Raw genomic sequence first — 23960 nt, forward strand, 5'->3', positions numbered from 1 at the left:
CACCGTTCGACTTGCATGTGTTAAGCACGCCGCCAGCGTTCGTCCTGAGCCAGGATCAAACTCTCCGTGAATGTCTGCCCGTAATCGGGCCGCACTCGCGTCGAGCGGCACGGCAACCACCGGAATAGGGCGGCCCCGCGCACTGCGTCCTCGCTAGTGTTTACTTCAAAAGGAATCTCCAACCCCAGGAAACCCTGAGGCCGGGGATGTCAACATATCTGGCGTTGACTTTTGGCACGCTGTTGAGTTCTCAAGGAACGGACGCTTCCTTCAGGCGGCTTTCACACCGGCCCTCCGGGCGCTTCGTTCTTTCGTGTTCCCAGCTTATCAGATGTTTTCCGCTCCGTTTTCCGGAGTTTCATTCAGTCGACTTCGCTTTCCACTTGCCCCCGCTCTCTCGCGGCGACTCCGGAACTCTAGGGGAATCGGTGCGCCACATGCAAATCGTCCCGCCCCGCGGCGGCGGGACGGGACGATCGGCGGTCGGAGCGCAGGTCAGGCGCGACCCATCTCCTCGGCGATGGCCGCCGCGAAGGCGTCGATGTCGGCCTCCGTGGTGTCGAACGAACACATCCAGCGGACCTCGCCGGTGTGCTCGTTCCAGAAGTAGAAGCGGTAGCGCTTCTGCAGCCGCTCGCTCACCTCGCGCGGAAGGATCGCGAACACCGCGTTCGCCTGGACCGGGCGGACGACCGTCACGCCGTCGATCCCGCGGACCGCGGTCTCCAGTCGGCTCGCCATGGCGTTGGCGTGGCCGGCGTTGCGGAGGTAGAGGTCGCCCGAGAGCAGCGCCTCGAACTGGACCGAGACAAAACGCATCTTCGACGCGAGCTGCATCGAGGTCTTGCGCAGGAACTTGATGTTCCGGACCTTCTCGGGGTTGAGCACGACCACGCACTCGCCGAGCAGCAGGCCGTTCTTCGTACCGCCGAAGGACAGTACGTCGACGCCCACGTCCGTGGTGAAGGCGCGCAGCGGGACGCCGAGCGAGGCGGCGGCGTTGGAGAGGCGTGCGCCGTCGACGTGGACCAGCATGCCGAGCTGGTGCGCGTGGTCGACGATCGCCCGGATCTCCTCCACCGTGTAGAGGGTGCCGAGCTCGGTGCTCTGGGTGATCGAGACCGCGAGCGGCTGCGCGCGGTGCTCGTCGCCGAAGCCCCACGCCTGCTGGTCGATGAGCTCGGGGGTGAGCTTGCCGTCCGGGGTGGGGACGGTGAGCAGCTTGATGCCGCCCATCTTCTCCGGCGCGCCGCCCTCGTCCACGTTGATGTGGGCGCTCTCGGCGGCGATCACCGCGCCCCAGCGCGGCAGCAGGGCCTGGAGGGCGACGACGTTGGCGCCGGTCCCGTTGAAGACGGGGTACGCCTCGGCCTGCTCGCCGAAGTGGCGGCGGAAGACGTCCTGGAGGTGGGTGGTGTACTCGTCCTCACCGTAGGAGACCTGGTGGCCGCCGTTGGCGAGGGCGATGGCGGCGAGCACCTCGGGGTGGACGCCGGCGTAGTTGTCGCTGGCGAAGCCGCGGACGGCGGTGTCGTGCCGCCGCTCCGCGTCCGTGCGGCCGGGGTTCTCGGAAAGGTCGGTCATCGGGCTGTCAGCCACAGGTGCTGTCCGTTCAGTTCTTCTGCGGGGCGGTCCCAGAGGCCCGCCAGGTGTTCGGCGAGGTCGGCGGTGTCGGTGAAGCCGGCGAACTTCGCCTCCGGCTTCTCGGCCCGCATCTCGGGACTGACCAGCGCCTTGATCACCAGGATCGCAGCCGCGGCGGTGGGCTTGCCGTCCTCGGCGGTGGTCTCCTTGCGGAAGGAGTCCGCCATGGCGAGCGTCCACGCTTCGGTGGCGGCCTTGGCGGCGGCGTAGGCGGCGCCGCCCGCGGTGGGCTTGTGCGCGGCGGCGGCGGAGATCATCGCGTAGCGGCCGGACTCGCTGCGGACCAGGGCGGGCTGGAACGCCAGCGAGGTGTGCTGGAGGGTGCGCACGACGGTGTCGTGCAGGAAGTCCCAGTCGTCGATCCGGCTGTCGAAGAAGGTCTTGCTGCCGCGCCAGCCGCCCACCAGGTGGAACACGCCGTCGACGTGGCCGTGCTCGGCCTCCAGGTGGTCGGCCCAGTCGTGGACCTCCTGCGGGTCGAGGAGGTCGATGACCTGGCCGCTGACGCGCGCGCCGCGCACGGCGACGCGGACGGAGTCGAGTGCGGACTCCAGGCGCTGGGCGTCGATGTCGGCGCCGATGACGGTGGCGCCGTCGGCGGCGAGGCGGCGCAGCACGGCCTGGCCGGCCGGGCCGCTGGCTCCGGCGACGGCGATGACCTTGCCGGTCAGCGGTCCGTTGGGTGCGGTGGTCACGCGGCGACTCCCTGCAGGCCGGCGCCGGTGATACCGGCGGTCGAGGCGATGACGCCGCCGAGCTTCTTCGAGAGGGCCTCGTAGAACATGCTCAGCGGGAACTCGTCGGGGAGCACAGCGTCGCACAGCGCCTTGTTGAGTGCCTTGCCCTCGGTACTGCCGAACGGCAGCGCCTCGGTGCCCTTGGCCCAGGTCGAGGCCGGGTGCGGGGTGAGGTAGCGGGAGACCAGCTCGTAGGCGGCGATCCAGTGGGCCGGCTTCGGGCGGTCGATGCCGTCGCGGTAGAGGGTCTCGATCTCGGCGCAGAGGTCGTTGGTGACCTTCGGGGCCCGCTCCCAGTCGATGCTGAGGCGGTTGTCGCGCCAGCGCAGCGCGTCGTGCTTGTGCAGGTAGGCGAAGAGCAGCTGGCCGCCCATGCCGTCGTAGTTGCGGACGCGGTCGCCGCTGACCGGGAAGCGGAAGAGGCGGTCGAAGAGGATCGCGTACTGGACGTCGCGGGCGTGCTCGTTGCCCTCGGTCTCCAGCTTCACCGCCTCCTTGAAGGTGGTGAGGTCGCAGCGCAGCTCCTCCAGGCCGTACATCCAGAACGGGCTGCGCTGCTTGATCATGAAGGGATCGAACGGCAGGTCGCCGTGGCTGTGGGTCCGGTCGTGGATGAGGTCCCAGAGCACGAAGGTCTGCTGCGAGCGCTCCTGGTCCTGGAGCAGGCTCTCGGCGTCGGCGGGGATCTCCAGGCCGAGCAGCTCGACGGCGTTGGTGGAGACGACGCGGAAGCGGGCGGCCTCGCGGTCGCAGAAGATGCCGCCCCAGGTGAATCGTTCCGGCGCCTTGCGCACGGCCACGGTCTCGGGGAAGAGGACGGCGGAGTTGGTGTCGTAGCCGGCCGTGAAGTCGGTGAAGGTGATCGGCACGAACATCGGGTTGTCGAAGCGGGTCCGCTCCAGTTCGGCGAGCCACTCGGGCCACACGACGCTCAGCAGGACGGCTTCGAGGTTGCGGTCCGGGTTGCCGTTCTGGGTGTACATCGGGAAGACGACCAGGTGCTGCAGGCCGTCCTCGCGCTGGCCCGCGGGCTGGAAGGCGAGCAGCGAGTCCAGGAAGTCGGGCTCCCGGTAGCCGGTGTCGGCCCACTTCGCCAGGTCCGTGTCGACGGCGGCCAGGTAGACGGCGTCGTGCGGGAAGAGCGGGGCCAGCTCGGCGACGGCGGTGCGCACGGTCGCGACCAGGGGGTCGACGGTGTGGCGCTGCACGGCGGCCAGGTCGATCGAGCCGTCCTTGGACTGCAGGGGGCGCAGGGCCTCGACGGCGTCCTTCAGTCGCAGCCAGGCCGGGTGCGCGGCGAGGCTCTGGGCCGGGGCGTCGGCCGCCACAGCGGCCCTTGGCGAAAGATTCTGCATCGGGGACTCACTTCAACAGGAGGGTTTTCAACGAGACCACCATATGTACGAAAGGTTCTTCTGTTCAAGGGAGGGTTCGGCGACGGATCTTTCGTGACCCGCGGTGGAGCGCGCGTGACAGCCGCGTGAACAGGCGTGGGGATCTTCCGGGCGGTACGGGACGAAGCCTCCCAAGGTGACCATGCCGCGCGTGTCCCGAGGCCGCCACCGGGGGAGGTCACCACCCGACCGGTCCGCCCTCGCGCCCAGGAGCACCGCCATGCCCCTCCCCCGCACGTCCGCCGTCGCCGCTCTGCTCGCCGGTGCCCTGCTGGCCGCGGTCACCGGCTGCGCCGCCCAGGATCCGGCCTCCGGCACCGGCACTTCGGCCTCGGGCGGCGCCGCCGACTGCTCGCCCGGCGGGCTGCCGACCCGGACCGCGGGGACGCTCGCCGTCGGTACCGACAAGCCCGCGTACGAGCCGTGGTTCTCGGAGGACCGGCCGGAGAACGGCAAGGGCTTCGAGTCGGCGGTGGCGTACGCGGTCGCGGCGAAGCTGGGGTACCCGAAGGAGAAGGTGTCCTGGGTGGTCGCACCGTTCGGGCGGGCGACGGCGCCCGGTCCCAAGGACTTCGACTTCGACGTCAACCAGGTGTCGATCAGCGACGAGCGGCGACAGGCGGTGGACTTCTCCTCCGGTTACTACGACGTGCGGCAGGCCGTGATCGCGCTGAAGGACTCGAAGGCCGCCTCGGCCCGGAGTCTGGCCGACCTGAAGGGGGTCAGGCTGGGCGCCCAGGTGGGGACCACCAGCCTGGAGGCGATCACCGGTACCGTGCGACCGTCCGCGCCACCGGCCGTCTTCGACTCCAACGACCTGGCGAAGGCCGCGCTGCGGAACGGTCAGGTCGAGGCGCTGGTGGTGGACCTGCCGACGGCCTTCTACATCACCGGGGCCGAGGTGACCGAGGCCGTGGTGGTCGGTCAGCTCGCGGGCGCCGGCGGCGGGGGCGAGCAGTTCGGGCTGGTGCTGGACAAGGGCTCCCGGCTGACCGGCTGCGTCTCGGCGGCGGTGGACGCGCTGCGGACCGACGGGACGCTCGCGCGGTTGGAGCAGGAGTGGCTGTCCGACGCCGTGTCCGCTCCCGTACTGCGGTGAGCGCGGAGGACATCAGCGCCGGAGGCATGAGCGCGGAGGACCTGAGCGCCGGAGGCACGAGCACCGGAGGCGCGGGCGTGGCACGCACGGGCGCGGACGGCCCGGCCGCCTACCGGCCCTCGGCCCGGCGCCTCGCCCGCGAGGCGTTCCGCCGCCGCCGGGCCCGCCGCTCGGCCCTCGTCGCCGCCGCCTCCACCCTGCTGACGACGGTCGCGCTGATCGCCCTGGTCGTCGGCTCACCGGGCTGGCCGGCGGTGCGGCGCTCGTTCTTCAGCGCCGAGTACGCCCGGCAGGCGCTGCCCGAGGTGCTCAAGGGGCTGCGGATCAATCTGGAGCTGATGGCCGTCTGCGGGGTGCTGATCCTCGTGCTCGGCCTGCTGCTCGCGGTGCTGCGGACGCTGCGCGGGCCGGTCTTCCTGCCGGTGCGGCTGCTGGCCACGGTGTACGTGGACTTCTTCCTCGGCCTGCCGATGATCATCTGCCTGCTGGTGATGATCACCGGCGTCCCTGCGCTGCGGCTGACCGGGGTCACCACCGACCCGCTGTGGCTGGGCGGCGCGGCGCTGGTGCTGACCTACGCGGCGTACGTGTCCGAGGTGTTCCGGGCCGGGATCGAGTCGGTGCACCCGAGCCAGCTGGCCGCCGCACGCTCGCTGGGCCTGTCGCACGCGCAGGCGATGCGGTTCGTGGTGCTGCCCCAGGCGGTGCGCCGGGTGGTGCCGCCGCTGCTGAACAACCTGGTCAGCCTGCAGAAGGACACCGGACTGGTGTCGATCGGCGGGGTGATCGACGCGGTCTACGCGGCGAAGATCATCAACGGCCGGTCGTTCAACTCCACCCCGTACCTGGTGGCGGCACTCGTCTTCGTGGCACTGACCGTCCCGCTGACCCGGTTCACCGGCTGGCTGACCGCCCGGGCCGACCGTCGGCGCTACGAAGGGGGCCTGTCATGACGGAGCGGACGGCCGGCGGCGAACCCGCCGACGGCGGGACGGCGATCGGCGGCGGGACCGCCACCGACGGCGAACCGGTGCTGCGGCTGGAGGCCGTGCGCAAGACCTTCGGTGACGGCCGGGTGGTGCTCGCGGACGTGCACCTGAGCGTGCCCGAGCACTCGGTGACCGCGCTGATCGGCGCGTCCGGCTCCGGCAAGTCGACGCTGCTGCGGTGCGTCAACCTGCTGGAGCGGATCGACGACGGCGCGGTCTTCCTGGACGGCGCCGAGATCACCGACCCGCGCGTGGACGAGGACGCCGTCCGGCGGCGGATCGGCGTGGTGTTCCAGTCCTACAACCTCTTCCCGCACCTGACCGTGCTGGAGAACGTGACCCTCGCCCCGCGCCGGGTGCACGGGGTGCCGCGCGCCGAGGCGGAGGCGCGGGCGATGGAGCTGCTGGAGCGGCTCGGCCTGGCGGACCGGGCCGCCGCGTACCCGGACCGGCTCTCGGGCGGGCAGCAGCAGCGGGTGGCGATCGTCCGGGCCCTGGCCACCGGACCGCGCCTGCTGCTGCTCGACGAGATCACCGCGGCGCTCGACCCGGAGCTGGTCGGCGAGGTGCTGTCGGTGGTGCGGGACCTCAAGGAGCGGGGCATGACGATGCTGCTCGCCACCCACGAGATGGGCTTCGCGCGTGAGGTAGCCGACCGGGTCTGCTTCCTGGACGGCGGGGCGGTGCTCGAACAGGGACCGCCGGAGCGGGTGTTCGGGGCACCGACGGAGGAGCGGACCCGGCGCTTCCTGAGCCGGGTGATCGCCTCGGGCCGACTCGCGGGCTGACCGGGGCGCCGGCACCCGGGCGTCCGGACCGGGCAGCGGGGCACCCGTGCAGCGCCCGACGGCCGGGCGCACCACGGGAAGCACAACCGTGCGCCCCCGCGCGCGCCCTGCTGTGCTCGACGGCGAGCGGTGATCGTGGACGGTACGCCCGTCCGCGCCGCCCGGGAGGCCGCCGTTGCACGGTCCAGACCTGGTCAACTGGCTGCTGGCCGTCCTCACCGCAGCCTCCGGCGGCTACTGCCTCTCCCGGCTGCGCCGCAACCCGTGCACGCCCGTACCGAGCCTGCCGAACCTGCCGGTGCCGGCCGTCCCCGGCACCGCCCCCGCCCTCGGCCTCCGCCTCCGCCTCCGCCTCCGCCTCCGCCTCCGCCCCAGCGTCGCCCCCGGCCGGTTGCACGCCCACGAGGCGGACCTCGCCGAGGGGCTGATGGGCCTCGGCATGGCCGCCATGGCGGTCGTCGGCCCGGCCGTGCCGGGCGAGGTGTGGGCCGGGGTCTACGGCCCGCCCGCCGCGGTCCTGCTGCTCGCGGCCGTCCGCCGGCCGGACCGGCGGGCGCACCGGCTGCACCACGCGGTCGGGGCCCTGGCGATGACCTACATGGCGCTGGCGATGACCGCCGCCCCCGGGCACGCCGGGCACCACCCGGCAACCGGCTCGCCCGCGTTGACCGGCGTCCTGCTCGCCTACTTCGGCGGGTACGCGCTGTGGTCCGGCAGCCGACTGCTGACCGGCTCCGGCGGCCCGGCCGCGCCGGCCGCGGCCGGACTGCCCCGGGCCTGCCGACTCTCCATGGGCATCGGGATGTTCGCCATGCTCCTGATCATGTGACGACCGCCGGACGTTCCCGCGACGGCGGGGGAGGACACCCCGGCGGCGCCGGTGCTCCCCCGGTGACCCCGCACCGTCCGCCGGGTGTCGTGGCGTTGGTCACTGGGCGACCGAAAGCCGTTCCACCCGGCCCCGGCAGCGCATAGGTTGACCGGAAGCGCACTGTCGCGCTCCGTGCGTCCCCGGGGAGCCCATGCCATGACGGCCCTGCTCGGCCTGTTGCTGCTCGGACTGCTGCTCGCCACCCTGGCCCCCCGACTGCTGGTCCGGGCGCGCTGGGTGGAGCGGGAACCGGTCCTGGCGCTGCTGGTCTGGCAGTGCCTGGTGGTGGCCGTGCTGCTGTGCTGCGCGCTGGGTCTGGTGCTCGCCGCGATGGCCGCCCTCCCCGATCTGCGCACGGTGCTCTTCGCCTGCGCGCCGACCGGCGTCGAGGCCGCGTACGGGCTGCACAACGCCGAGGGCTGGGGCCGGCTCTGCGCGGCGGTGCTGGCGGCGGGCGGACTGCAGACGGTGGTCGCGCTGACCCGGGAGATCCGTACCGCGAAGGCGCTGCGGGCCCGTCGTCATGCCCAACTTGCCGAGCTCTCACCGGCGTTGCCGGAGTCGATCGAGCCGGCCTCGGGCGCGGGCGCCCGGCCTCGACGGGAGCGGCTGGTGGTCCTGGAGAACGTCCGCCCGGAGGCGTGGTCGCTGCCCGGGCAGGACTCCCGGCTGGTGGTCACCACCGGGGCCCTCCGACGGCTGACCGCCCGCGAGCTGGCGGCGGTTCTCAGCCACGAGCGCGGACACGTGCGGGCCCGGCACCACTGGCTGGCCCAGGGCGCGCAGGCGCTCGCCTCCGGATTCCCCGGGGTCGGAGTGTTCCGCGCCTTCCGGGACCAGGTGGGCGAGTTGGTGGAGCTGGCGGCGGACGACCGGGCGGCGCGGCACCACGGGCGCCACACCACGGCGCTGGCCCTGGCGGGGATCAATCTGGAGCGCGGGGTGTTCGGCGCCTGCCCGCCCGGGCGGGCGCAGTCCCCGAAGCGGGTGGACCGGCTGCTGGCGGGACGGCCGAGGCTGTCCGTGCCGCACCGGCTGCGACTGACCCTGGCCGCCCTGGCGGTGCCCGCCGCGGTGGTCCTGCTGGCCGTCGCCCCGGGGCTGCTCGCACTGCGCTGACCCGGCCCGGGCTCCGCCGCCAACACCTCGGCGCCGCACGGCGGTCGACGGCACCTCGGGCCGTGGCGGAAGCGCCTACGACTCCTCGGCCAGGGTGAGCGACAGCACCTCGCGATGGAGCTCGCGGGCCTCGGCGTAGCGCAGGCGGCCCTCCTCGGTGAGCGCGACCTGGATGCCGCGCCGGTCGGAGGCGCACATCGCCCGGGTGACCAGCCCGGCCTTCTCCAGTCGGCCGATCAGCCGGGAGAGGGCGCTCTGACTGAGGTGCACGGTGGGGGCGAGCTCCTGCACCCGCAGGCTCCTGTCGCCGCTCTCGCAGCCCTCGACGAGGCGCTCCAGCACCTCGAACTCGCTCATGCCCAGGCCGTGTTTCTCTCCGAGCTCACGGTCGAGCAGACAGGCGGTCCGGGCATGCCGGGCGAGCAGGTCGCGCCACTGGGCGACCAGACCTGCCTCCTCCGGGGAGTCGAGTTCAGCCACCCCGCCACGGTATCACAGCGTCAACAATTTATGCGTTAACATTCTATTCACTTGCATTGAATGCATGTGCATGTAGTGTCTTGCGCCATGACCACAGCGACCGCCACGACCACCGACGATCCGTCATATGCCGGGGCCCACTGGACTCCCCGGCTCTGGGGCACCCTGATCGTGCTCTGCGCCGCGCTCTTCCTGGACGCCCTGGACATCTCGATGGTCGGCATCGCCCTGCCGTCCATCGGCTCCGAACTTCACCTGTCCACCTCCACCCTCCAGTGGGTGGTCTCCGGTTACGTACTCGGCTACGGCGGCCTGCTGCTGCTCGGCGGCCGCACCGCCGACCTGCTCGGCCGCCGCCGGGTCTTCCTCACCGCGCTCGGCGTCTTCGCCGCCGCCTCGCTGCTCGGCGGCCTGGTCGACGACGGCGGCCTGCTGATCGCCGCCCGCTTCCTCAAGGGCGTCGCGGCCGCGTTCACCGCGCCGGCCGGCCTGTCGATCATCACCACGACCTTCCCCGAGGGCCCGGCCCGCAACCGGGCCCTGTCGATCTACACCACCTGCGGCGCCAGCGGCTTCTCGCTCGGCCTGGTGCTCAGCGGCCTGCTGACCGCGGTCGGCTGGCGCTGGACCTTCCTGATGCCCGTGCCGATCGCGCTGATCGCCCTGGTCTTCGCCGTCCGGCTGCTCCCCCGTCCGGTCGAGGAGAAGGCCACCGGCCGCTACGACGTGCTCGGCGCGATCACCGGCACCACCGCCGTGCTGCTGCTGGTGTTCACCGTCACCGAGGCGCAGGGGGCGGGCTGGCTGAGCTTGCGCACCCTGGGCTCGCTGGCCGTCGTGGCACTACTGACGGCAGCGTTCCTGGTGGTCGAGAGCAGGACCGCGCACCCGCTGGTGCGGCTCGGCATCTTCCGCAACGGCTCGGTCGCCCGCGCCAATGTGATCGCCTTCGCGATGACCGGCGCGTACGGCGGCTTCCAGTTCGTGGTCACCCTCTACCTGCAGGACCTGCTCGGCTGGTCGGCCCTGACGATGGCGCTCGCACTGCTCCCGGCCGGCGCGATGATCGCGCTCTCGGCACCGTTCATGGGCCCGGTGGTCGACCGCTTCGGCACCGGCCGACTGCTGCCGATCGGCCTGCTGGCCCTGGTCGGCGCGTTCGCCCTGTTCCTGCGGCTGGACGCACACAGCTCGTACCCGGTGCTGGTACTGCCCTCGATCGTCCTGCTCGGCGTCGGCTTCGCGCTCGCCTTCCCCTCGGTGAACATCGCCGCCACCGACGGGGTGGCCGACGAGGAGCAGGGCCTCGCCTCGGGCCTGGTGAACACCGCGATCCAGGTGGGCACCGCAGTCGTCCTGGCCGGCGCCACCGCGATCATCACCGCCGGCAGCAACGGCGGCACCGGTGCCGAGGCGCAGCTGAACGGCTACCGGCCGGCCCTGCTCTTCGTCACCGGGGTCGCGCTGGTCGGCCTGGTGATCGCCGTGGCGGGCGCCGTGCTCGACCGGCGGAAGACGGCGATTCCGCTGTCGGTGCCGGACTATGATTATCCGTCAGTAGACCGGAAGGACCCGGCCGAGCGGCGTGACGAGATCCTCAGCAAGAGCTGAGCGGCGGCAGAGGTCCCTCATCACCCGGATCCACCCTCCGCCGTCGGGCTGGGCGCCGGCTCTACCAAACCCCCGTGTTGGTAGGGCCGGCGCCTCCGTACGGGCCGAACCGGACCGCCCGGCCGAAAGCCGGTCGCCGGGGTTCGGTCGCCGGCCCGGCCAGTATATTGGCCGCCAGCCAACGAACGTACGGAGCAGACACGATGGCACCTCGCGGGGATTCGGTCAATGAGGAGATGCGGCAGCGCTCCCGGCGCCGCATCATGCGGGCCACCGTCGAGCTGGTCGACCAGCGCGGATACGCCGGCACCACCCTCACGGACATAGCCGAGCGCGCCGGGCTCGCGCGCGGACTGCTGTCCTACTACTTCGACGGCAAACGGCTGCTGATGCAGTCCGCCACCCACCGGATGATGCACCAGGCGCTCTCCCGCGCCCTCGACGAGCTGGAGTCCGGTGCCGGCCCCGAGGACCGGCTGGCCCGGGCCATCGACGCGGTGCTGAGCCTGGCCATGGAGCACCCGCGGGTGATGCGCTCGCACCTCGCGCTGATCCTCGACCCGGACACCGGCGCCTTCGTCCAGGACCCGGAGCAGCAGCGGCTCGGCGCGATCCTCCAGGGCCTGCTGCGCGACTGGGGCGCGCCCGACCCGGTGGCCGAGCACGCGGTGCTGCGCAGCGCGCTGATGGGCGGCTGCATCGGCGTGCTGCTCCCCGGGGCGGAACTCCCGCTGGCCCCGATCCGGGCCGACCTGTTCCGCCGCTACGACCTGCCCTGGCAGCTGGGACGTCCGCCGCAGCCGCTCCCGCCGGAACGGGACCGGCCGCCGGCCCGCGGCTGAACCGCGGCGGCCGGCGGCCGCTGTGTGTGTCCCGGATCCGGGACGGCGCCCCCGGGCCGGGGGCCGTCCGCGGGTCCGCGCCGGGCCGGGCGGGCTGGATGCCCGCCGGGGCTCAGCGCTCCTTCAGGATCGAGGCCAGCAGGTCGATGGTGCGCTCGGGCGTGAGACTGTCCACGCAGAGCCGCTCCATGACCTGGATGTAGGCGTCGACGTCGTCGCGCTTGTCCAGGTACAACGCGCTGGTCAGCTGCTCCAGGTACACCACGTCCGCGAGGTCCTGCTCGGGGAAGCGCAGGATGGTGAACGCACCGGACTCACCGGCGTGCGCACCGAAGCGGAACGGCATGACCTGGATGACCACGTTGGCCTGCTCGGCGGCGTCGATCAGGTACTGGACCTGGCCCCGCATCACCTTGGGGCCGCCGACCGGACGGCGCAGCGCGGCCTCGTCGATGACCGCCCAGAGCCGCGGGCTGCCGCCCTCGGTCAGGAGCTTCTGACGGCGCATGCGCAGACTGACCCGGCGTTCGACCTCCTCCTCGCTGATCACCGGCCGACTCTGGCCGAAAACCGCCCGCGCGTACTCCTCGGACTGCAACAGGCCGGGGACGAACTGGACTTCGTACGTGCGGATCAGGGCGGCGGCCTCCTCCAGGCCGACATACGTCTGGAACCAACCCGGCAGGACGTCGTTGAAGCTGTGCCACCAGCCCGACTTGTTGGCCTCACGGACCAGGCCGAGCAACGCCTCGCGTTCGAGGCCGTCGTCCACGCCGTAGAGGCTGAGCAGGTCGGCGACGTCACGTTCCTTGAAGCTGACCCGGCCGAGTTCCATGCGGCTGATCTTGGACTCGGAAGCCCGGATCGCGTAGCCCGCGTCCTCGCGGGTGATGCCGCGCGTCTCTCGGAGCCGGCGCAGCTGGGAGCCGAGGAGGATCCGGCGGACCATCGAGCCGCCGCCCGGCTGAACTGTGGTCATGCGGTCCTAACCTCCACCTAGGGCAAACAGCGCACAGTCTGCCATCAGTTGAGCGCTCACGGTGCCGATACTGACGGATGTTCCTATCAGTTCTGCACTCCGCACACCAGGATGCACGTGCATCCGGCGCTTGCATATGCCATTTGAACGACTGCACGTGAATCGGCTCTTGCATCTGTAGTGAGCGCAGAGCACGATGGTGCACGTGCACCTGCACATCCCTGGCAATCCCGCGGGCTCCGCGTCGACCCCACGCGCGATTCCGTGCACCGGCCCGGCAGCGCCCCCGCGCCTCCGGGCCCTCGTGCGCGCGCGCCTGGTCGAGAGGCGGCCGCGCGGCCGAGCGAGTCGGAGGTGACCGGCATGACCCCGGCGGGTCCAGCCGTGTCCGCCCCCTTATGGGAGGAGCTCTTCATGAGCACCGGAACGGCTTTGGCAGTCGACCCCCATGTGGTCACGTGTACGCTCGCTCCCCGCTACGAAGCCGTCAGAACCGCGCGCGACTTCGCCAGGAGCGCCCTGCAGCGCTGGGGCCTGGGCGAGCTCTTCGACGACGTCGCGCTGGTGGCCTCGGAGCTGGTGACCAACGCGTTGCGGCACGCGATCGGCGCGTGCCCGACCACGGTGGACGACCACGACTTTCCCATGCAGCCGACGCCCGAGGGCAGGCTGCCGATCCGAATAAGCCTCGTGCACCGCGCGCCCCAGGTGGTCTGCGCGGTGAGCGATCCCAGCAGCCTGGGCCCGGTGGCCCGGGAGGCGGACTTCGTGGCCGAGTCCGGCCGCGGACTGCACCTGGTCGACTCCTTCAGCCGCTCCTGGGGTTGGCACCCGCTGGGCGGCGGCAAGGTCGTCTGGGCGCTGTTCGAGGCGGAGGAGAGCCTGCGACCGGCCCCCGCGGCCGAGTTCGGCGGGCGGCACCGGCGCTCGGCCTGACTCCGCGTCCGCCGACGGCCGCCCGGGAAACACCACGACCGGCGGCCTCCCCTCGGCGACCACCCACCCCGGCAACGGCGACCGGCGACCCTCGGGCAGCGGGTCCGGCAGCCTCCCGGCGGTGGCGTCCCTCCGATCCACGTCCCTCCGATCCGCGTGCGGCGGCTCGGCAGCGCGACGACGGCCGGTCGGGGAGATTCGGGCGACGGGAACCGGTCGGCACGGGTCGGGCGGCGCGAGCGGGCGCGGCGGGAGTCACCGGCGGCGAAGGCCGGACGCCGGGAGCACACAGCGGGAACGGAAGGGCAGAGCGCCGGAGACCGGACGGGCAGAGCGCCACGACGAGGGCGACGACGGGGGCCACGAAGGCCCGGATCCCGGCGGATCCGCGACCCGGCAACTCCGCGGCCCGCGGGCCCGGGGCCGGAAAAGACTAAAGGCCGTCGTGGTGTCAGCACCCACGACGGCCCCCCGATGGTGAAGCCGACGGCCGGTCAGACCGCCAGGTGGTCGAACTCCCCGTCCTTGGCCCCCAGCAGCAGTGCGGCGATCTCGGCCCGGGTGTAGATCAGCGCCGGACCGTCCGGGAAGCGCGAGTTGCGCATCGCCACCTCGCCCCCCGGAAGGGCGGCGAATTCGACGCAGTTCCCCTGAGAGTTGCTGTGCAGGCTCTTCTGCCAGACCACGCCTTCGAGGTCCGCAGCGGCCATCCCGTTGTACGGGTCGTACGTGTCGTGCGAGTCGTGCATAGAAATCTCCCGAAGAGCTCCGGAGTGGGTCGTCCAGCTCAGCGCCCCGGCCCCGGCCGAACGACCGGGCCGGCCCCGTACCAGCCCGGCACAACGCCTCACTTGACGCGATGATAGCTCCAGTGCACGTGCATCAGCACGGGACATTGCAGGTGCACGGCCTTTTCGACACCGAACCGGAACTCTTCACAAAGAGCCCCCCCGGGGGTACGTAAGCGGACATAGCCGACTGAATCGGCAAGTCGCCGCTAACCGCCCGTAGGCGACCCCCCGCTGAATGTTGATCTTCCGACGCCGGGAGTCGCCCTCCAGTGACGCTCCGTCAGGCCGGTCGTATGCTGTGAGACATCTCACGCGCCACCCCTGCAACGAAAGGCCCGTTCCGCCGCATCTACCCGGGTACCGGGGCAACTGCCGCCCGGAGGCCGGTTATGTCCGATTTTCGCAGTGGTGGTCCCGCCCGGAGCGGCAGCCGACTGCGGGACGGGCGGGCCGATGTCCTACGATCTCCGCCATGAGCACCGCAGCCATCCCGGGCGCGCCACTGCCCGTCCGCACTCCAGGCTCCCGTGCGCGGGGGCGCCACCGCCGTCCCGAGCGCCCCGAGATCCCGGCCGGTTCCCCGGCCCTGCTGCTGGCCGTGCCCGCGGCGGCCGGCCCGGAATCCCGGTCCGTGGTCGAGGAACTGCTTTCGATCGTCCGCAGCGAGCAGAACGGTGTGCTGACCGCCGCCGGTTACCTGCCGGCCGGCCGGACCGACGGCGAGCACAGCGGCGGGACCGGGGCCGAGCGCACCGTCACCGAACTCCTGGCCGAGGCGGCCGAGGCCGGCCTGCCGACACCCGTCGTGGTACCGCTGGTGCCCGGCCCGCACGGCTTCCTCCCCGACCTGCACGCCCTCGCCGCCGAGTACGGCGCCCAGGTTACCGACACCCTGGGCCCGCACCCGCTGCTCGCCGAGGCCGTCCACGTCCGCCTCTCCGAGGCCGGTCTGGCCCGCGCCGACCGTGCCCGGCTGTTCGCCATCGCCACCGCCGCCGACGGCGTGGTGCTCACCACCGTCGGCGGGCAGGCCGCCGCCGACGCGGCCGGGATCACCGGCATGCTGCTGGCCGCCCGGCTCGCCGTCCCGGTCGTCGCCGCCGCGCTGGACATCCCCGGCTCGGTGGCCGAGGCCGTCGCCCACCTCAAGGAGATGGGCGCCCAGAACCCGGCCCTGGCCCCGCTGGTGATCGGCCCCGAGGCGGACGCCGAGCTGCTCGCCGCGGCCGCCGAGGAGTCCGGCTGCCCGTCGGCCGCCCCGCTGGGCGCCTACCAGGCGGTGGGTCAGCTGGTCGCCTCCACCTACCTGGCCGCGCTGCCCGCCGTCGCGCCCGAGTTCGGGACCGACGAGGCCGAGGACGCCGACGGGAACGGCCTCCGGGGCGCCGGACGGCACGCCGCCCAGTAGCGGACACCGCGCGAGCGGGCCCGGAACGGCAGCTCCGTTCCGGACCCGTCGCGTTGCCGCCGGCACCGGGCGGCGGCACGGCACCGTCACCGTCCCACCCGGGTGGTGGGCGCGGCCGCGTCCTTCAGCCTGAGCCCCGGCACCTGCACCGGCCGGGACTGGCCGGCCAGCGTGGGCACCGACGCGGCGACCGCGTTCCACTGCGGCTGCGCGGTGCCCTCCTCCCCCGCCCGGCGGACCTGGACCACCTCGGTCGAACCGGCCCGGCGCAGCAGGATGTTCTTGGGCGCCCCGGCCTCCGGGTCGAGCCAGAGCTCGTTGCCGCCGAACTCGCAGTCCAGCACGAGCACGTCGTCCGGTTTGCCGTCGGCCCCGGCCCGGAAGGCGATCCCGGCCCTGCGGTAGCCGGTGAACCGGCTGCGGCTGAAGGTGACCGACTCCCCGGCGAGTTCGTGCCGGGCGGTGGAGACCGCGAAGTCGCTGCGCCCGGCGGCGTCGATCAGCAGCCCGTCGAAGTTGCTGCCCCGGTCCCGGCCGAGCGCGTGCAGCGCCACTCCCCCGCCCGCGTTGCCGTACAGCACGCTCGCGGTGTAGTCGAAGTCGTTGAGGTAGGCGCCGTGCTCGATGCCCCAGCCACCGTTGTGGTAGGCGGCGAACTCGGTGACCACGTGGTGCCGCTGGGCGTTGAGCCAGACGAAGATGCCGTCCTGGAGGTTGTTGTGGGCCAGGCAGCGCTGGAAGTCCCAGACGCCCTCGCTGTTCTCCGGCCACTCGAAGCCGGAGGCGCCGGTGGCACCCTGCACCCCGACGGCGACGCAGTCCAGGGCCTTGCCGCCGGTGCCCGCGCCGAGGTTGAAGCCGGTCAGCCGGTAGGCCCGGGGGTTGGGTTCGAGCAGGGTGCGGGAGGCGACGCAGGACTCGTAGACGATGTCGTCGGAGGGCTGCTGGGGAGTGCGGGTGTCCAGCGGACCGTCCCACCAGTAGGCGTCCTCCCAGGTCTCGTGACTGACGCAGCTGCGGAAGGTGATGCCGTGGCTGGCGTGCGGCACGAACGCGTGGCTGCCCGCGTCGCGGACGACCACGCCCTCGACCACGGTGCCCCGGGAGGCGTCGCCGAGCCGGTGGAAGTGCAGGCCGTACCGGCCGAGCACGGGCGCGGTGACGGGCGCCGTGCCCTCCGGGCCCCGCCAGGTCTCCTTGGTGTCGGCGCGCGGCCCGACCCAGCGCAGCGCGGCGTGCCGGACGTCGGCCCGGCGGGTGCTGGTGAGGTGGACGTGGGCGCGGCCCTTGGCGCTGCCCTCGACCCGGACGCTGCGGGTGAGGTTGAGCAGTTCGGCGCCGACGGTGACGCCCCCTCCGGCCGCGACCCTGGGATGCGGGTACCTGAGCGGGGTCTCCAGGGTGACGGTGGTTCCGCTGACGGACCGCACGGTGACGAGGTCGTAGGCGGCGGCGAAGCCGTCCTGATCGGGCGGGCCGGTCGGGGTGACGGCCAGTTCGTCGCCGGGGAGCCAGCCGGCGGGCGGGGCCGCGAGGTCGACGACGGTGTCGCCGGCCCTGAGCTCGCGCTCGGCGCGGACCCAGGCGGTCTTGGCCGCGCCGTCCAGCCGCAGGTAGCCGGCGCCGGTGACCCAGAGGCCGACGTCGGTGTCGACCACGGTCATGCCGTCACCCCGGAAGCGCTTCTCGTCGACGGCGGGGAAGCGGAGGGTGTGGACCCGGTCGCCGTCGGGGGCGAGGGCGAGGGAACCGCGGATCTCGACGTTGCCGGCGGCGGCGAGGGTGAGGGTGCGGTCGGTGGCGAAGGTGAGGCTGCCGCCCGGCTCGACCAGCAGCGAGCCGACCTCGGCGTCGGTGTCGAGCAGGACCTTGTCGGTGATCCGGACGGCGGCGCGCGGTCCGGGCGGACTGCCGCCCCAGCCGGTCCGGTCGGACCAGCGGCGGCCGCCCTGGTCGACGGTGGGCGCGGGGGCGGGCTGCTCGGGGGGTCCGGTGCCGGAGGCGGCGGAGTCCGGCGGGGCGGCGCCGTGGCCGCCGTCCCGGCCCATCGGGGCGGCCGCCCCGGACGGGGTGGGGCCGACGACGGCGGCCGGGGTGACCAGCCGGGTCTCACCGGTCAGCGAGCGGCGCAGGACCTCCTCCCCGCTGACCGCCGCGAAGGCGGTACCGACGGCCAGCCAGCGCAGTAGTACGCGACGGCTTACGGGAGTTCGGGGTGGTTCGGGCGTGATGTCCGCTCTGCGGTGCTTTGCCCTGCGGTGTGCTCCGCGTGGCCTGACGTCCGGACGGGCGGCGTCCGGCTCCTCGTCGATGCCCATCGGTGCGTAGCCCTCCCCCCGGGCGGCTGCGTCGGCGTCGGTGGGGTGCCGACGCTCTGAAGCATAGGCAGTTGCGTTGGCCATGACGGGCGTTGCCGGAAATCGGTCATTTCTGATCATGAAGGACAGCCGTTCAGCACGTCTTTCGTAAACTGTGACGGTCATCACACATGTTTGCGGTTTGAAGCCGGCTCTGCTTAACGTGCTCCCCGTTCGTGGCCACACGGACCCAGCCCGTCCGCGACGCCGAGTCCTGCCGTCGGGCGTGCTGGCAGTGCAATGCATCACGGCAGGAGCGGGGGAACCACAGGTAGTTCGCCCAGGACCGGTCCTCGGACCGGGCCCGGGCTAGGGGTGAAGCCGCGTCCACAGCGCGGCCGGGCTACTCCGGCCCGAATCCGACAGCTCACCTCGCAGGCGTGGGAGAGGACCCAGTCTTCATGCTGCCCACCAACGGCACCCGTCTGTCCGGCCGTACCCGCCGCGCGATCGCCGCCCTCGGCGTCGCGGGCATCGGCCTCACCGTCCCCTGCCTCACCGCCGGGACCGCCTCGGCCGCCTCCGTCGCCACCTGGGACAAGGTCGCCCAGTGCGAGAGCACCGGCAACTGGAGCATCAACACCGGCAACGGCTTCTACGGCGGACTCCAGTTCACCAACTCCACCTGGGCCGAGTTCGGCGGCACCTCCTTCGCCGCCCGCGCCGACCTCGCCAGCAAGGACCAGCAGATCGCGATCGCCGAGAAGGTGCTCGCCGTCCAGGGCCCCGGCGCCTGGCCGGTCTGCTCGGTCCAGGCCGGTCTGACCAAGGGCGGCGCCGCCCCCGCCGTGGACACCTCGGCCACCGCCGCGCCGACCGCCAAGACCCCCGCCCCGGCCGCCAAGCCGGCCGAGAAGCCCGCCGACCGCCAGCAGGCCGCCAAGCCCGCGAACCCGGCCCCGGCCGCCTCCGACGCCGCCCAGCGGCCCACCGGCGGCCAGGACTGGCAGAAGTGGCACCGCCAGGCGGGCCAGGACGCCTCCGCCGACTACACCGTGGTCGCCGGCGACTGGCTCTCCACCATCGCCGACAAGAACCACGTCCAGGGCGGCTGGGAGCGGCTGTACGAGCTCAACCGCGCCACCCTGGCCGAGGGCCCGCACAGCATCTACCCGGGCCAGCACCTGACCCTCGGCGACCGCGCCGAGGCGAAGGCCCCGGCCGCGGACAAGGCCGGCCAGGGCTTCGACTGGTTCAACCGCGGCAAGGGCCAGCAGAACGGCTCCGGCACCGCCGCCGAGCCCGCCGCCCAGCCCGCGGCGAAGGCCGAGACCCCGGCCCCCGCCCCGGCCGCCACCGGCAGCATGGCCGCCGCCGTCTCCTTCGCCCAGTCGAAGGTCGGTCAGGCGTACGTCTACGGCGGCACCGGCAACGGCGGCTGGGACTGCTCCGGCCTGACCCAGGCCGCGCTGCGCGCCGCGGGCGTCTCCGTCCCGCGCGTCGCCGCCGACCAGGCCGCCGCGTCCACCCACGTGTCGCTGGACTCGCTCAAGGCGGGCGACCTGCTGTTCTGGTCCAACAACGGCCAGGACTCCGGCGTCTACCACGTCGCGCTCTACGTCGGTGACGGCAAGTACGTCGAGGCCGCCAACCCGAGCTCGGGCGTGCGGGTCCAGACCGTCGCCAACTGGGCGCCGGACTTCGCCGGCCGGGTCTGATCCGATCGCACCGAGGCCCCCGGGGAGAGCCGTCGCTCCTCTCCCCGGGGGCCGAGGCATGCCCGCACGGCCGCTCTCCGGAGCCGGCCCACTCACGGGTCCGGACCCGGATCCGGACCGCCATGGTCAGAACGCGCCTCCGGCGGGCATGCTGCTGCCCTGCACCCGAGGAGGAGTCACCATGGCCCAGGTCACCGTCTCGCTCGACGCCAATCTCGCGATCGACGTGATGATGCTGTCCGGCACCAAGAACCCGCAGGACGCCGTCGAACTGATCCTCCGCGACTTCCTGGAGCGGGGCCGACGCACCGGGGCCCGTACCGGTGACGCCGCCGACGGTCACCGGACCGCCCAGGACCGGCCCACCGTCCAGGAAGGCTGAGCGGCAGGCACCGACCCGGCATCCGGGGGCGGGCCAGGACCGGCCCGCCGTCCGGGAGGGCCGGGCGCGAACACCGAGGGGCCCGGGAGCGGATCGTCGCTCCCGGGCCCCTCGTCCTGTCCTCAGCGCGCGCGTGCCCCGGTGGAACCGCGCATCACCAGCTCCGGCTGGAACGTGAACTCCCCGCGCTGGACGGCGTTCCCGCCGACCTCCTCCAGCAGGGCGTCCACGGCCGCGGTGGCCATCGCCTCCACCGGCTGGCGCACGGTGGTCAGCGGCGGCTCGGTGAAAGCTATCAGCGGCGAGTCGTCGAAACCGACCACCGAGACGTCCTGCGGCACCGCCAGGCCCCGCTGACGGACCGCCCGGATCGCGCCGAGCGCCATCATGTCGCTGCCGCAGACGATCGCCGTGCAGCCCTTGTCCAGCAGCGCCCCGGCCGCCGCGTGCCCGCCCTCCACGCTGAACAGCGTGTGCCGGACCGACTCCTCGGCCTCCTCCCGGGTGTACCCGAGCACCTCCCGCAGGGCCGCCGTGAAGCCCTCGATCTTGCGCAGCACCGGCACGTACCGCCGCTGCCCGACCGCCAGGCCGATCCGCTCGTGGCCGAGTTCGGCCAGGTGCTGGACGGCCATCCACATCGCGGCCCGGTCGTCCGGCGAGATGAACGGCGCGTCGATCTTCTCGCTGTAACCGTTGATCAGCACGAACGGCACCCCGCGCCCGGCCAGCCGGGCGTAGCGGTCGTGGTCGGCGGTGCTGTCCGCGTGCAGGCCCGAGACGAAGACGATGCCCGCCACGCCCCGGTCGACCAGCATCTCGACCAGCTCGTCCTCGGTGGAGCCGCCCGGGGTCTGGGTGCAGAGCACCGGCGTGTAGCCGTGCCGGCTGAGCACCTGCTCGATCACCTGGGCCAGCGCCGGGAAGATCGGGTTGCTCAGTTCCGGGGTGATCAGTCCGATCAGCCCGGCACTGCGCTGGCGCAGCCGGGTCGGCCGCTCGTAGCCGAGCACGTCGAGCGCCGCCAGCACGGTCTGCCGGGTGGCGGCCGAGACGTTCGCCTTGCCGTTGAGCACGCGGGAGACGGTGGCCTCGCTGACCCCCGCCTGCGCCGCGATGTCTGAGAGTCGCGCCGTAGTCACGGTCCCAGAGCCTATTGCAACCACGTCAGACCGCCCACCAGTCGGTACTGTCCGCGGCCAGCACCGCCTCGCCGTCGACGACCCGGGGGTCGGCGCCGGCGGAGGTCAGCAGCAGCCGGCCGGGCGCCGGTATCGCGACCGGTGCGCCGGTGGTGTTGACGGTGCAGACGAACGAGCCGCGGCGGAACGCCAGGGTGCCCTCGGGGCCCTCCAGCCACTCGACCTCCCCGCCGGCGCCGAGATCGGCGGTGGCGCGGCGCAGGGCCAATGCGGAGCGGTACAGCTCCAGGGTGGAGGTCGGGTCGCCGGTCTGCGCCTCGACGCTGAGCGCGGCCCACTCGGCGGGCTGCGGCAGCCAGGACGGGCCGCCGGTGGTGGGGCCGAAGCCGTACGGGGCCTCGGTGCCGGACCACGGGATCGGGACCCGGCAACCGTCGCGGTAGCCGTCCTGACCGGCCTGACGGAAGAACGACGGGTCCTGACGGACCTCGTCGGGCAGGTCGGTGACGTCGGGCAGGCCGAGCTCCTCGCCCTGGTAGACGTAGGCGGAGCCGGGCAGGGCGAGCATCAGCAGGGTCGCGGCGCGGGCGCGGCGCAGACCGAGCGCGCGGTCGCCGGGGGTGCGGATCTGGGTGCCGAGGCCGGGCGGGTTGGCGAACCGGGTGGCGTGCCGGGTGACGTCGTGGTTGGAGAGCACCCAGGTGGTGGGGGCGTCGACCGGGCGCATCGAGTCGAGCGAGAGGTCGATCACCGCGCGCAGTTCGGCGGCGTCCCAGGAGGTGCCCAGGTACTGGAAGTTGAACGCCTGGTGCAGCTCGTCGGGGCGGACGTAGTTGGCGGTGCGCTCGACGGTCGGGGTCCACGCCTCGGCGACGCCGATCCGCTGCCCCGGGTACTCGTCGAGGATCTTGCGCCAGCTGCGGTAGATCTCGTGCACGCCGTCCTGGTCGAAGAACGGCATGACGTCGTTGCCGAGCAGCTTGAGCTGGTCGCCGCCGCCGAGGTCGGGCAGGCCGGGGGCCTTGACCAGGCCGTGGGCGACATCGATCCGGAAGCCGTCGACGCCCATGTCCAGCCAGAACCGCAGGATGGAGCGGAACTCGTCGGCGACGGCGGGGCTGTCCCAGTTGAAGTCGGGCTGCTCGGGGGCGAACAGGTGCAGGTACCAGTCGCCGGGGGTGCCGTCCGGGTCCTCGGAGCGGGTCCAGGCCGGGCCGCCGAAGATGGACTCCCAGTCGTTGGGCGGCAGTTCACCGTTCTCGCCCTGGCCGGGGCGGAAGTGGTAGCGCTCGCGCAGCGGGGAGGCGGGACCCTCGCGCAGGGCCCGCTGGAACCACTCGTGCTGGTCGGAGGAGTGGTTGGGGACGAGGTCCACGATGATCCGCAGGCCCAGCGCGTGGGCGTCGCGGATCAGCGCGTCCGCGTCCAGCAGGGTGCCGAACATCGGGTCCACCGCCCGGTAGTCGGCGACGTCGTAGCCGGCGTCGGCCTGCGGGGAGGCGTAGAACGGCGACAGCCAGACGGCGTCCACCCCGAGGTCGCGCAGATAGGGCAGGCGGCCGCGGATGCCGGGCAGGTCGCCCATGCCGTCGCCGTTGGCGTCGGCGAAACTGCGCGGGTACACCTGGTAGATGACCGCGTCCCGCCACCAGCCTCTGTCCGCGCCGGCCCCGGCCTCGTGAGCGGTGGCGTCGGCGGCGGGCCGGGAGGTGTCGGCCAGGTTCTGGGTCATGGACGGTATCCCTTGGGACTAGGAGGCGGAGCGGTCGGTACGTGGGGGCGTCGGCCCGTCAGGACTTCGAGGCCCCGGCGGTCAGCCCGGTCACCAGGTGGCGCTGCACCAGGTAGAAGAGGACCGAGGAGGGAATCGCGATCAGCACCGCGGTAGCGGCCATCAGGTTCCACTGGGCGTCGTGCTCGCTGACGAAGGTCTGCAGGCCGACGGCCAGCGTGTACTTGTCGGAACTGAGCATGAAGGTGGAGGCGAAGGCGACCTCGGCCCAGGCGGTGAGGAAGGAGTAGAAGGCGGCGACCGCCAGGCCCGGGCGGGCGAGCGGCAGCACCAGCCGCCAGAAGGTGCCGAACGGGGAGAGCCCGTCGACCCGGCCGGCCTCGTCGATCTCCACCGGGATGGTGTCGAAGTAGCCCTTCAGCAGCCAGCCGCAGTAGGGCACGGTGGTGGTCGAGTAGACCAGGATCAGGCCGAGGTAGCTGTCCAGCAGGCCCAGCCGGGAGAGGATCGTGTACATCGGCACGATCAGCACCGCGATCGGGAACATCTGGGTGACCAGCAGCGACCACATCAGCGGCCGGTGGCCGGGGAAGCGCATCCGGGAGACGGCGTAGCCGGTGGAGGCGGCGATCATCACGCCGAACACGGTGGTGACGCCGGAGACCAGGAAGGCGTTGCCGAACCAGGTCATGAAGTCGGTGTCGAACAGCACCGTGCGGTAGTTCGAGAAGGTGATCTTGTCGAGGATCGCGCCGGGGTGCAGGTAGTCGGTCTTGTCCGGGCCCAGCGAGACGTAGAGGATCCACGCCACCGGGAACAGGGCGACCAGGCTGGCCAGGATCAGCGCGCCGTGCATCAGGGACTTGGCGAGCGGGCCGCTCTCGCCCCGGCCGCGGACCTTGGCGGGCCGGCCGGCGGGGGCCGCGGTGCGGGCCGCGGCGAGGGGGGTGGGTCGGTCGGTGGTGGTGCTCATCGAGGTGCCTCCTTCGTGGTCGTGCGGT

21 protein-coding genes, 1 rRNA gene and 1 riboswitch are annotated in these 23960 nt (G+C 72.7%); of the genes, 11 read left to right on the plus strand and 11 right to left on the minus strand.

Going from position 1 to position 23960, the window contains the following annotated elements; translation table 11 throughout:
• The 4 genes from ACIQ9P_RS17225 to ACIQ9P_RS17240 all read right to left on the minus strand — a co-directional run.
• Window positions 1–71, minus strand: a 16S ribosomal RNA gene (locus tag ACIQ9P_RS17225); the annotation flags it as partial.
• A gap of 424 nt (window positions 72–495) precedes the next feature.
• A complete protein-coding gene (locus tag ACIQ9P_RS17230; RefSeq protein ID WP_402355883.1) occupies window positions 496–1584 on the minus strand; it encodes a threonine aldolase family protein in 1089 nt (362 codons plus the stop codon).
• On the minus strand, window positions 1581–2339 hold the full coding sequence (locus ACIQ9P_RS17235; RefSeq protein ID WP_402355886.1) for an SDR family oxidoreductase: 759 nt from the start codon (window positions 2337–2339) through the stop codon (window positions 1581–1583). Before ACIQ9P_RS17235 ends, ACIQ9P_RS17230 begins: the two co-directional genes overlap by 4 nt.
• Window positions 2336–3736, minus strand: coding sequence for a DUF6421 family protein (locus ACIQ9P_RS17240; RefSeq protein WP_402355889.1), 1401 nt, complete (start codon window positions 3734–3736; stop codon window positions 2336–2338). Before ACIQ9P_RS17240 ends, ACIQ9P_RS17235 begins: the two co-directional genes overlap by 4 nt.
• A 259-nt stretch (window positions 3737–3995) precedes the next feature.
• Here ACIQ9P_RS17240 and ACIQ9P_RS17245 point away from each other — a divergent pair, with 259 nt between their 5' ends.
• The 5 genes from ACIQ9P_RS17245 to ACIQ9P_RS17265 all read left to right on the plus strand — a co-directional run bounded on the left by ACIQ9P_RS17245 (window position 3996) and on the right by ACIQ9P_RS17265 (window position 8641).
• Window positions 3996–4874 (plus strand): transporter substrate-binding domain-containing protein, encoded by an 879-nt coding sequence (locus ACIQ9P_RS17245; protein ID WP_402355892.1) that lies wholly within the window; start codon window positions 3996–3998, stop codon window positions 4872–4874.
• Between the two features lie 26 nt (window positions 4875–4900).
• Complete coding sequence (locus ACIQ9P_RS17250) at window positions 4901–5827, plus strand: amino acid ABC transporter permease (RefSeq protein ID WP_402356983.1); 927 nt, start codon at window positions 4901–4903, stop codon at window positions 5825–5827.
• Window positions 5824–6651: an amino acid ABC transporter ATP-binding protein gene (locus tag ACIQ9P_RS17255; protein ID WP_402355895.1), complete on the plus strand. Its 828-nt coding sequence runs from the start codon at window positions 5824–5826 to the stop codon at window positions 6649–6651. Before ACIQ9P_RS17250 ends, ACIQ9P_RS17255 begins: the two co-directional genes overlap by 4 nt.
• A 175-nt stretch (window positions 6652–6826) precedes the next feature.
• Window positions 6827–7480 carry a DUF5134 domain-containing protein gene (locus ACIQ9P_RS17260; protein ID WP_402355897.1) on the plus strand — a complete coding sequence of 218 codons (654 nt, stop codon included), beginning with the start codon at window positions 6827–6829 and terminating at the stop codon, window positions 7478–7480.
• Window positions 7481–7678: 198 nt separating this feature from the next.
• On the plus strand, window positions 7679–8641 hold the full coding sequence (locus tag ACIQ9P_RS17265; RefSeq protein WP_402355900.1) for a M56 family metallopeptidase: 963 nt from the start codon (window positions 7679–7681) through the stop codon (window positions 8639–8641).
• A gap of 75 nt (window positions 8642–8716) precedes the next feature.
• Here ACIQ9P_RS17265 and ACIQ9P_RS17270 read toward each other — a convergent pair whose 3' ends face one another.
• The gene (locus ACIQ9P_RS17270) at window positions 8717–9121 is read right to left on the minus strand and encodes a MarR family winged helix-turn-helix transcriptional regulator (RefSeq protein ID WP_402355902.1); all 405 of its coding nucleotides are present in this window, start codon (window positions 9119–9121) and stop codon (window positions 8717–8719) included.
• A gap of 87 nt (window positions 9122–9208) precedes the next feature.
• On the opposite strand from ACIQ9P_RS17270, the gene ACIQ9P_RS17275 reads away from it, so the two are divergent.
• Window positions 9209–10732 carry an MFS transporter gene (locus ACIQ9P_RS17275; protein ID WP_402355905.1) on the plus strand — a complete coding sequence of 508 codons (1524 nt, stop codon included), beginning with the start codon at window positions 9209–9211 and terminating at the stop codon, window positions 10730–10732.
• A gap of 236 nt (window positions 10733–10968) precedes the next feature.
• Window positions 10969–11574 (plus strand): TetR/AcrR family transcriptional regulator, encoded by a 606-nt coding sequence (locus ACIQ9P_RS17280; RefSeq protein ID WP_402355908.1) that lies wholly within the window; start codon window positions 10969–10971, stop codon window positions 11572–11574.
• A gap of 112 nt (window positions 11575–11686) precedes the next feature.
• Here the strand turns inward: ACIQ9P_RS17280 and ACIQ9P_RS17285 are convergent, their stop codons facing one another.
• On the minus strand, window positions 11687–12553 hold the full coding sequence (locus ACIQ9P_RS17285; RefSeq protein WP_030392216.1) for a helix-turn-helix transcriptional regulator: 867 nt from the start codon (window positions 12551–12553) through the stop codon (window positions 11687–11689).
• 414 nt (window positions 12554–12967) lie between these two features.
• Between ACIQ9P_RS17285 and ACIQ9P_RS17290 the strand changes: the two genes are divergently transcribed.
• Window positions 12968–13489: an ATP-binding protein gene (locus ACIQ9P_RS17290; RefSeq protein WP_402355911.1), complete on the plus strand. Its 522-nt coding sequence runs from the start codon at window positions 12968–12970 to the stop codon at window positions 13487–13489.
• Between the two features lie 494 nt (window positions 13490–13983).
• On the opposite strand, the gene ACIQ9P_RS17295 is transcribed toward ACIQ9P_RS17290, so the two are convergent.
• Window positions 13984–14238, minus strand: coding sequence for a DUF397 domain-containing protein (locus ACIQ9P_RS17295; protein ID WP_402355914.1), 255 nt, complete (start codon window positions 14236–14238; stop codon window positions 13984–13986).
• Window positions 14239–14752: 514 nt separating this feature from the next.
• Here ACIQ9P_RS17295 and ACIQ9P_RS17300 point away from each other — a divergent pair.
• On the plus strand, window positions 14753–15688 hold the full coding sequence (locus ACIQ9P_RS17300; RefSeq protein ID WP_402355917.1) for a hypothetical protein: 936 nt from the start codon (window positions 14753–14755) through the stop codon (window positions 15686–15688).
• Between the two features lie 86 nt (window positions 15689–15774).
• Here the strand turns inward: ACIQ9P_RS17300 and ACIQ9P_RS17305 are convergent, their stop codons facing one another.
• Window positions 15775–18006 carry a hypothetical protein gene (locus tag ACIQ9P_RS17305; RefSeq protein WP_402355920.1) on the minus strand — a complete coding sequence of 744 codons (2232 nt, stop codon included), beginning with the start codon at window positions 18004–18006 and terminating at the stop codon, window positions 15775–15777.
• Between the two features lie 267 nt (window positions 18007–18273).
• Window positions 18274–18439: riboswitch (cyclic di-AMP (ydaO/yuaA leader) on the plus strand.
• Here ACIQ9P_RS17305 and ACIQ9P_RS17310 point away from each other — a divergent pair.
• Window positions 18426–19703 carry a transglycosylase family protein gene (locus ACIQ9P_RS17310; protein ID WP_402355922.1) on the plus strand — a complete coding sequence of 426 codons (1278 nt, stop codon included), beginning with the start codon at window positions 18426–18428 and terminating at the stop codon, window positions 19701–19703. (Overlaps the previous riboswitch by 14 nt.)
• 181 nt (window positions 19704–19884) lie before the next feature.
• Window positions 19885–20085, plus strand: coding sequence for a hypothetical protein (locus ACIQ9P_RS17315; protein WP_402355925.1), 201 nt, complete (start codon window positions 19885–19887; stop codon window positions 20083–20085).
• Window positions 20086–20207: 122 nt separating this feature from the next.
• On the opposite strand, the gene ACIQ9P_RS17320 is transcribed toward ACIQ9P_RS17315, so the two are convergent.
• The 3 genes from ACIQ9P_RS17320 to ACIQ9P_RS17330 are packed head-to-tail and all read right to left on the minus strand — an operon-like array spanning window position 20208 to window position 23932.
• Window positions 20208–21227: a LacI family DNA-binding transcriptional regulator gene (locus ACIQ9P_RS17320; protein WP_402355928.1), complete on the minus strand. Its 1020-nt coding sequence runs from the start codon at window positions 21225–21227 to the stop codon at window positions 20208–20210.
• A gap of 25 nt (window positions 21228–21252) precedes the next feature.
• A complete protein-coding gene (locus ACIQ9P_RS17325; protein ID WP_402355931.1) occupies window positions 21253–22959 on the minus strand; it encodes an alpha-amylase family glycosyl hydrolase in 1707 nt (568 codons plus the stop codon).
• A gap of 58 nt (window positions 22960–23017) precedes the next feature.
• Entirely contained in the window at window positions 23018–23932 is a 915-nt protein-coding gene (locus ACIQ9P_RS17330) for a sugar ABC transporter permease (protein ID WP_402355934.1), read from the minus strand.
• Window positions 23933–23960: the final 28 nt, after the last annotated feature.

Source organism: Kitasatospora sp. NPDC094019, from assembly GCF_044764505.1.
Classification (GTDB): Bacteria; Actinomycetota; Actinomycetes; order Streptomycetales; family Streptomycetaceae; genus Kitasatospora.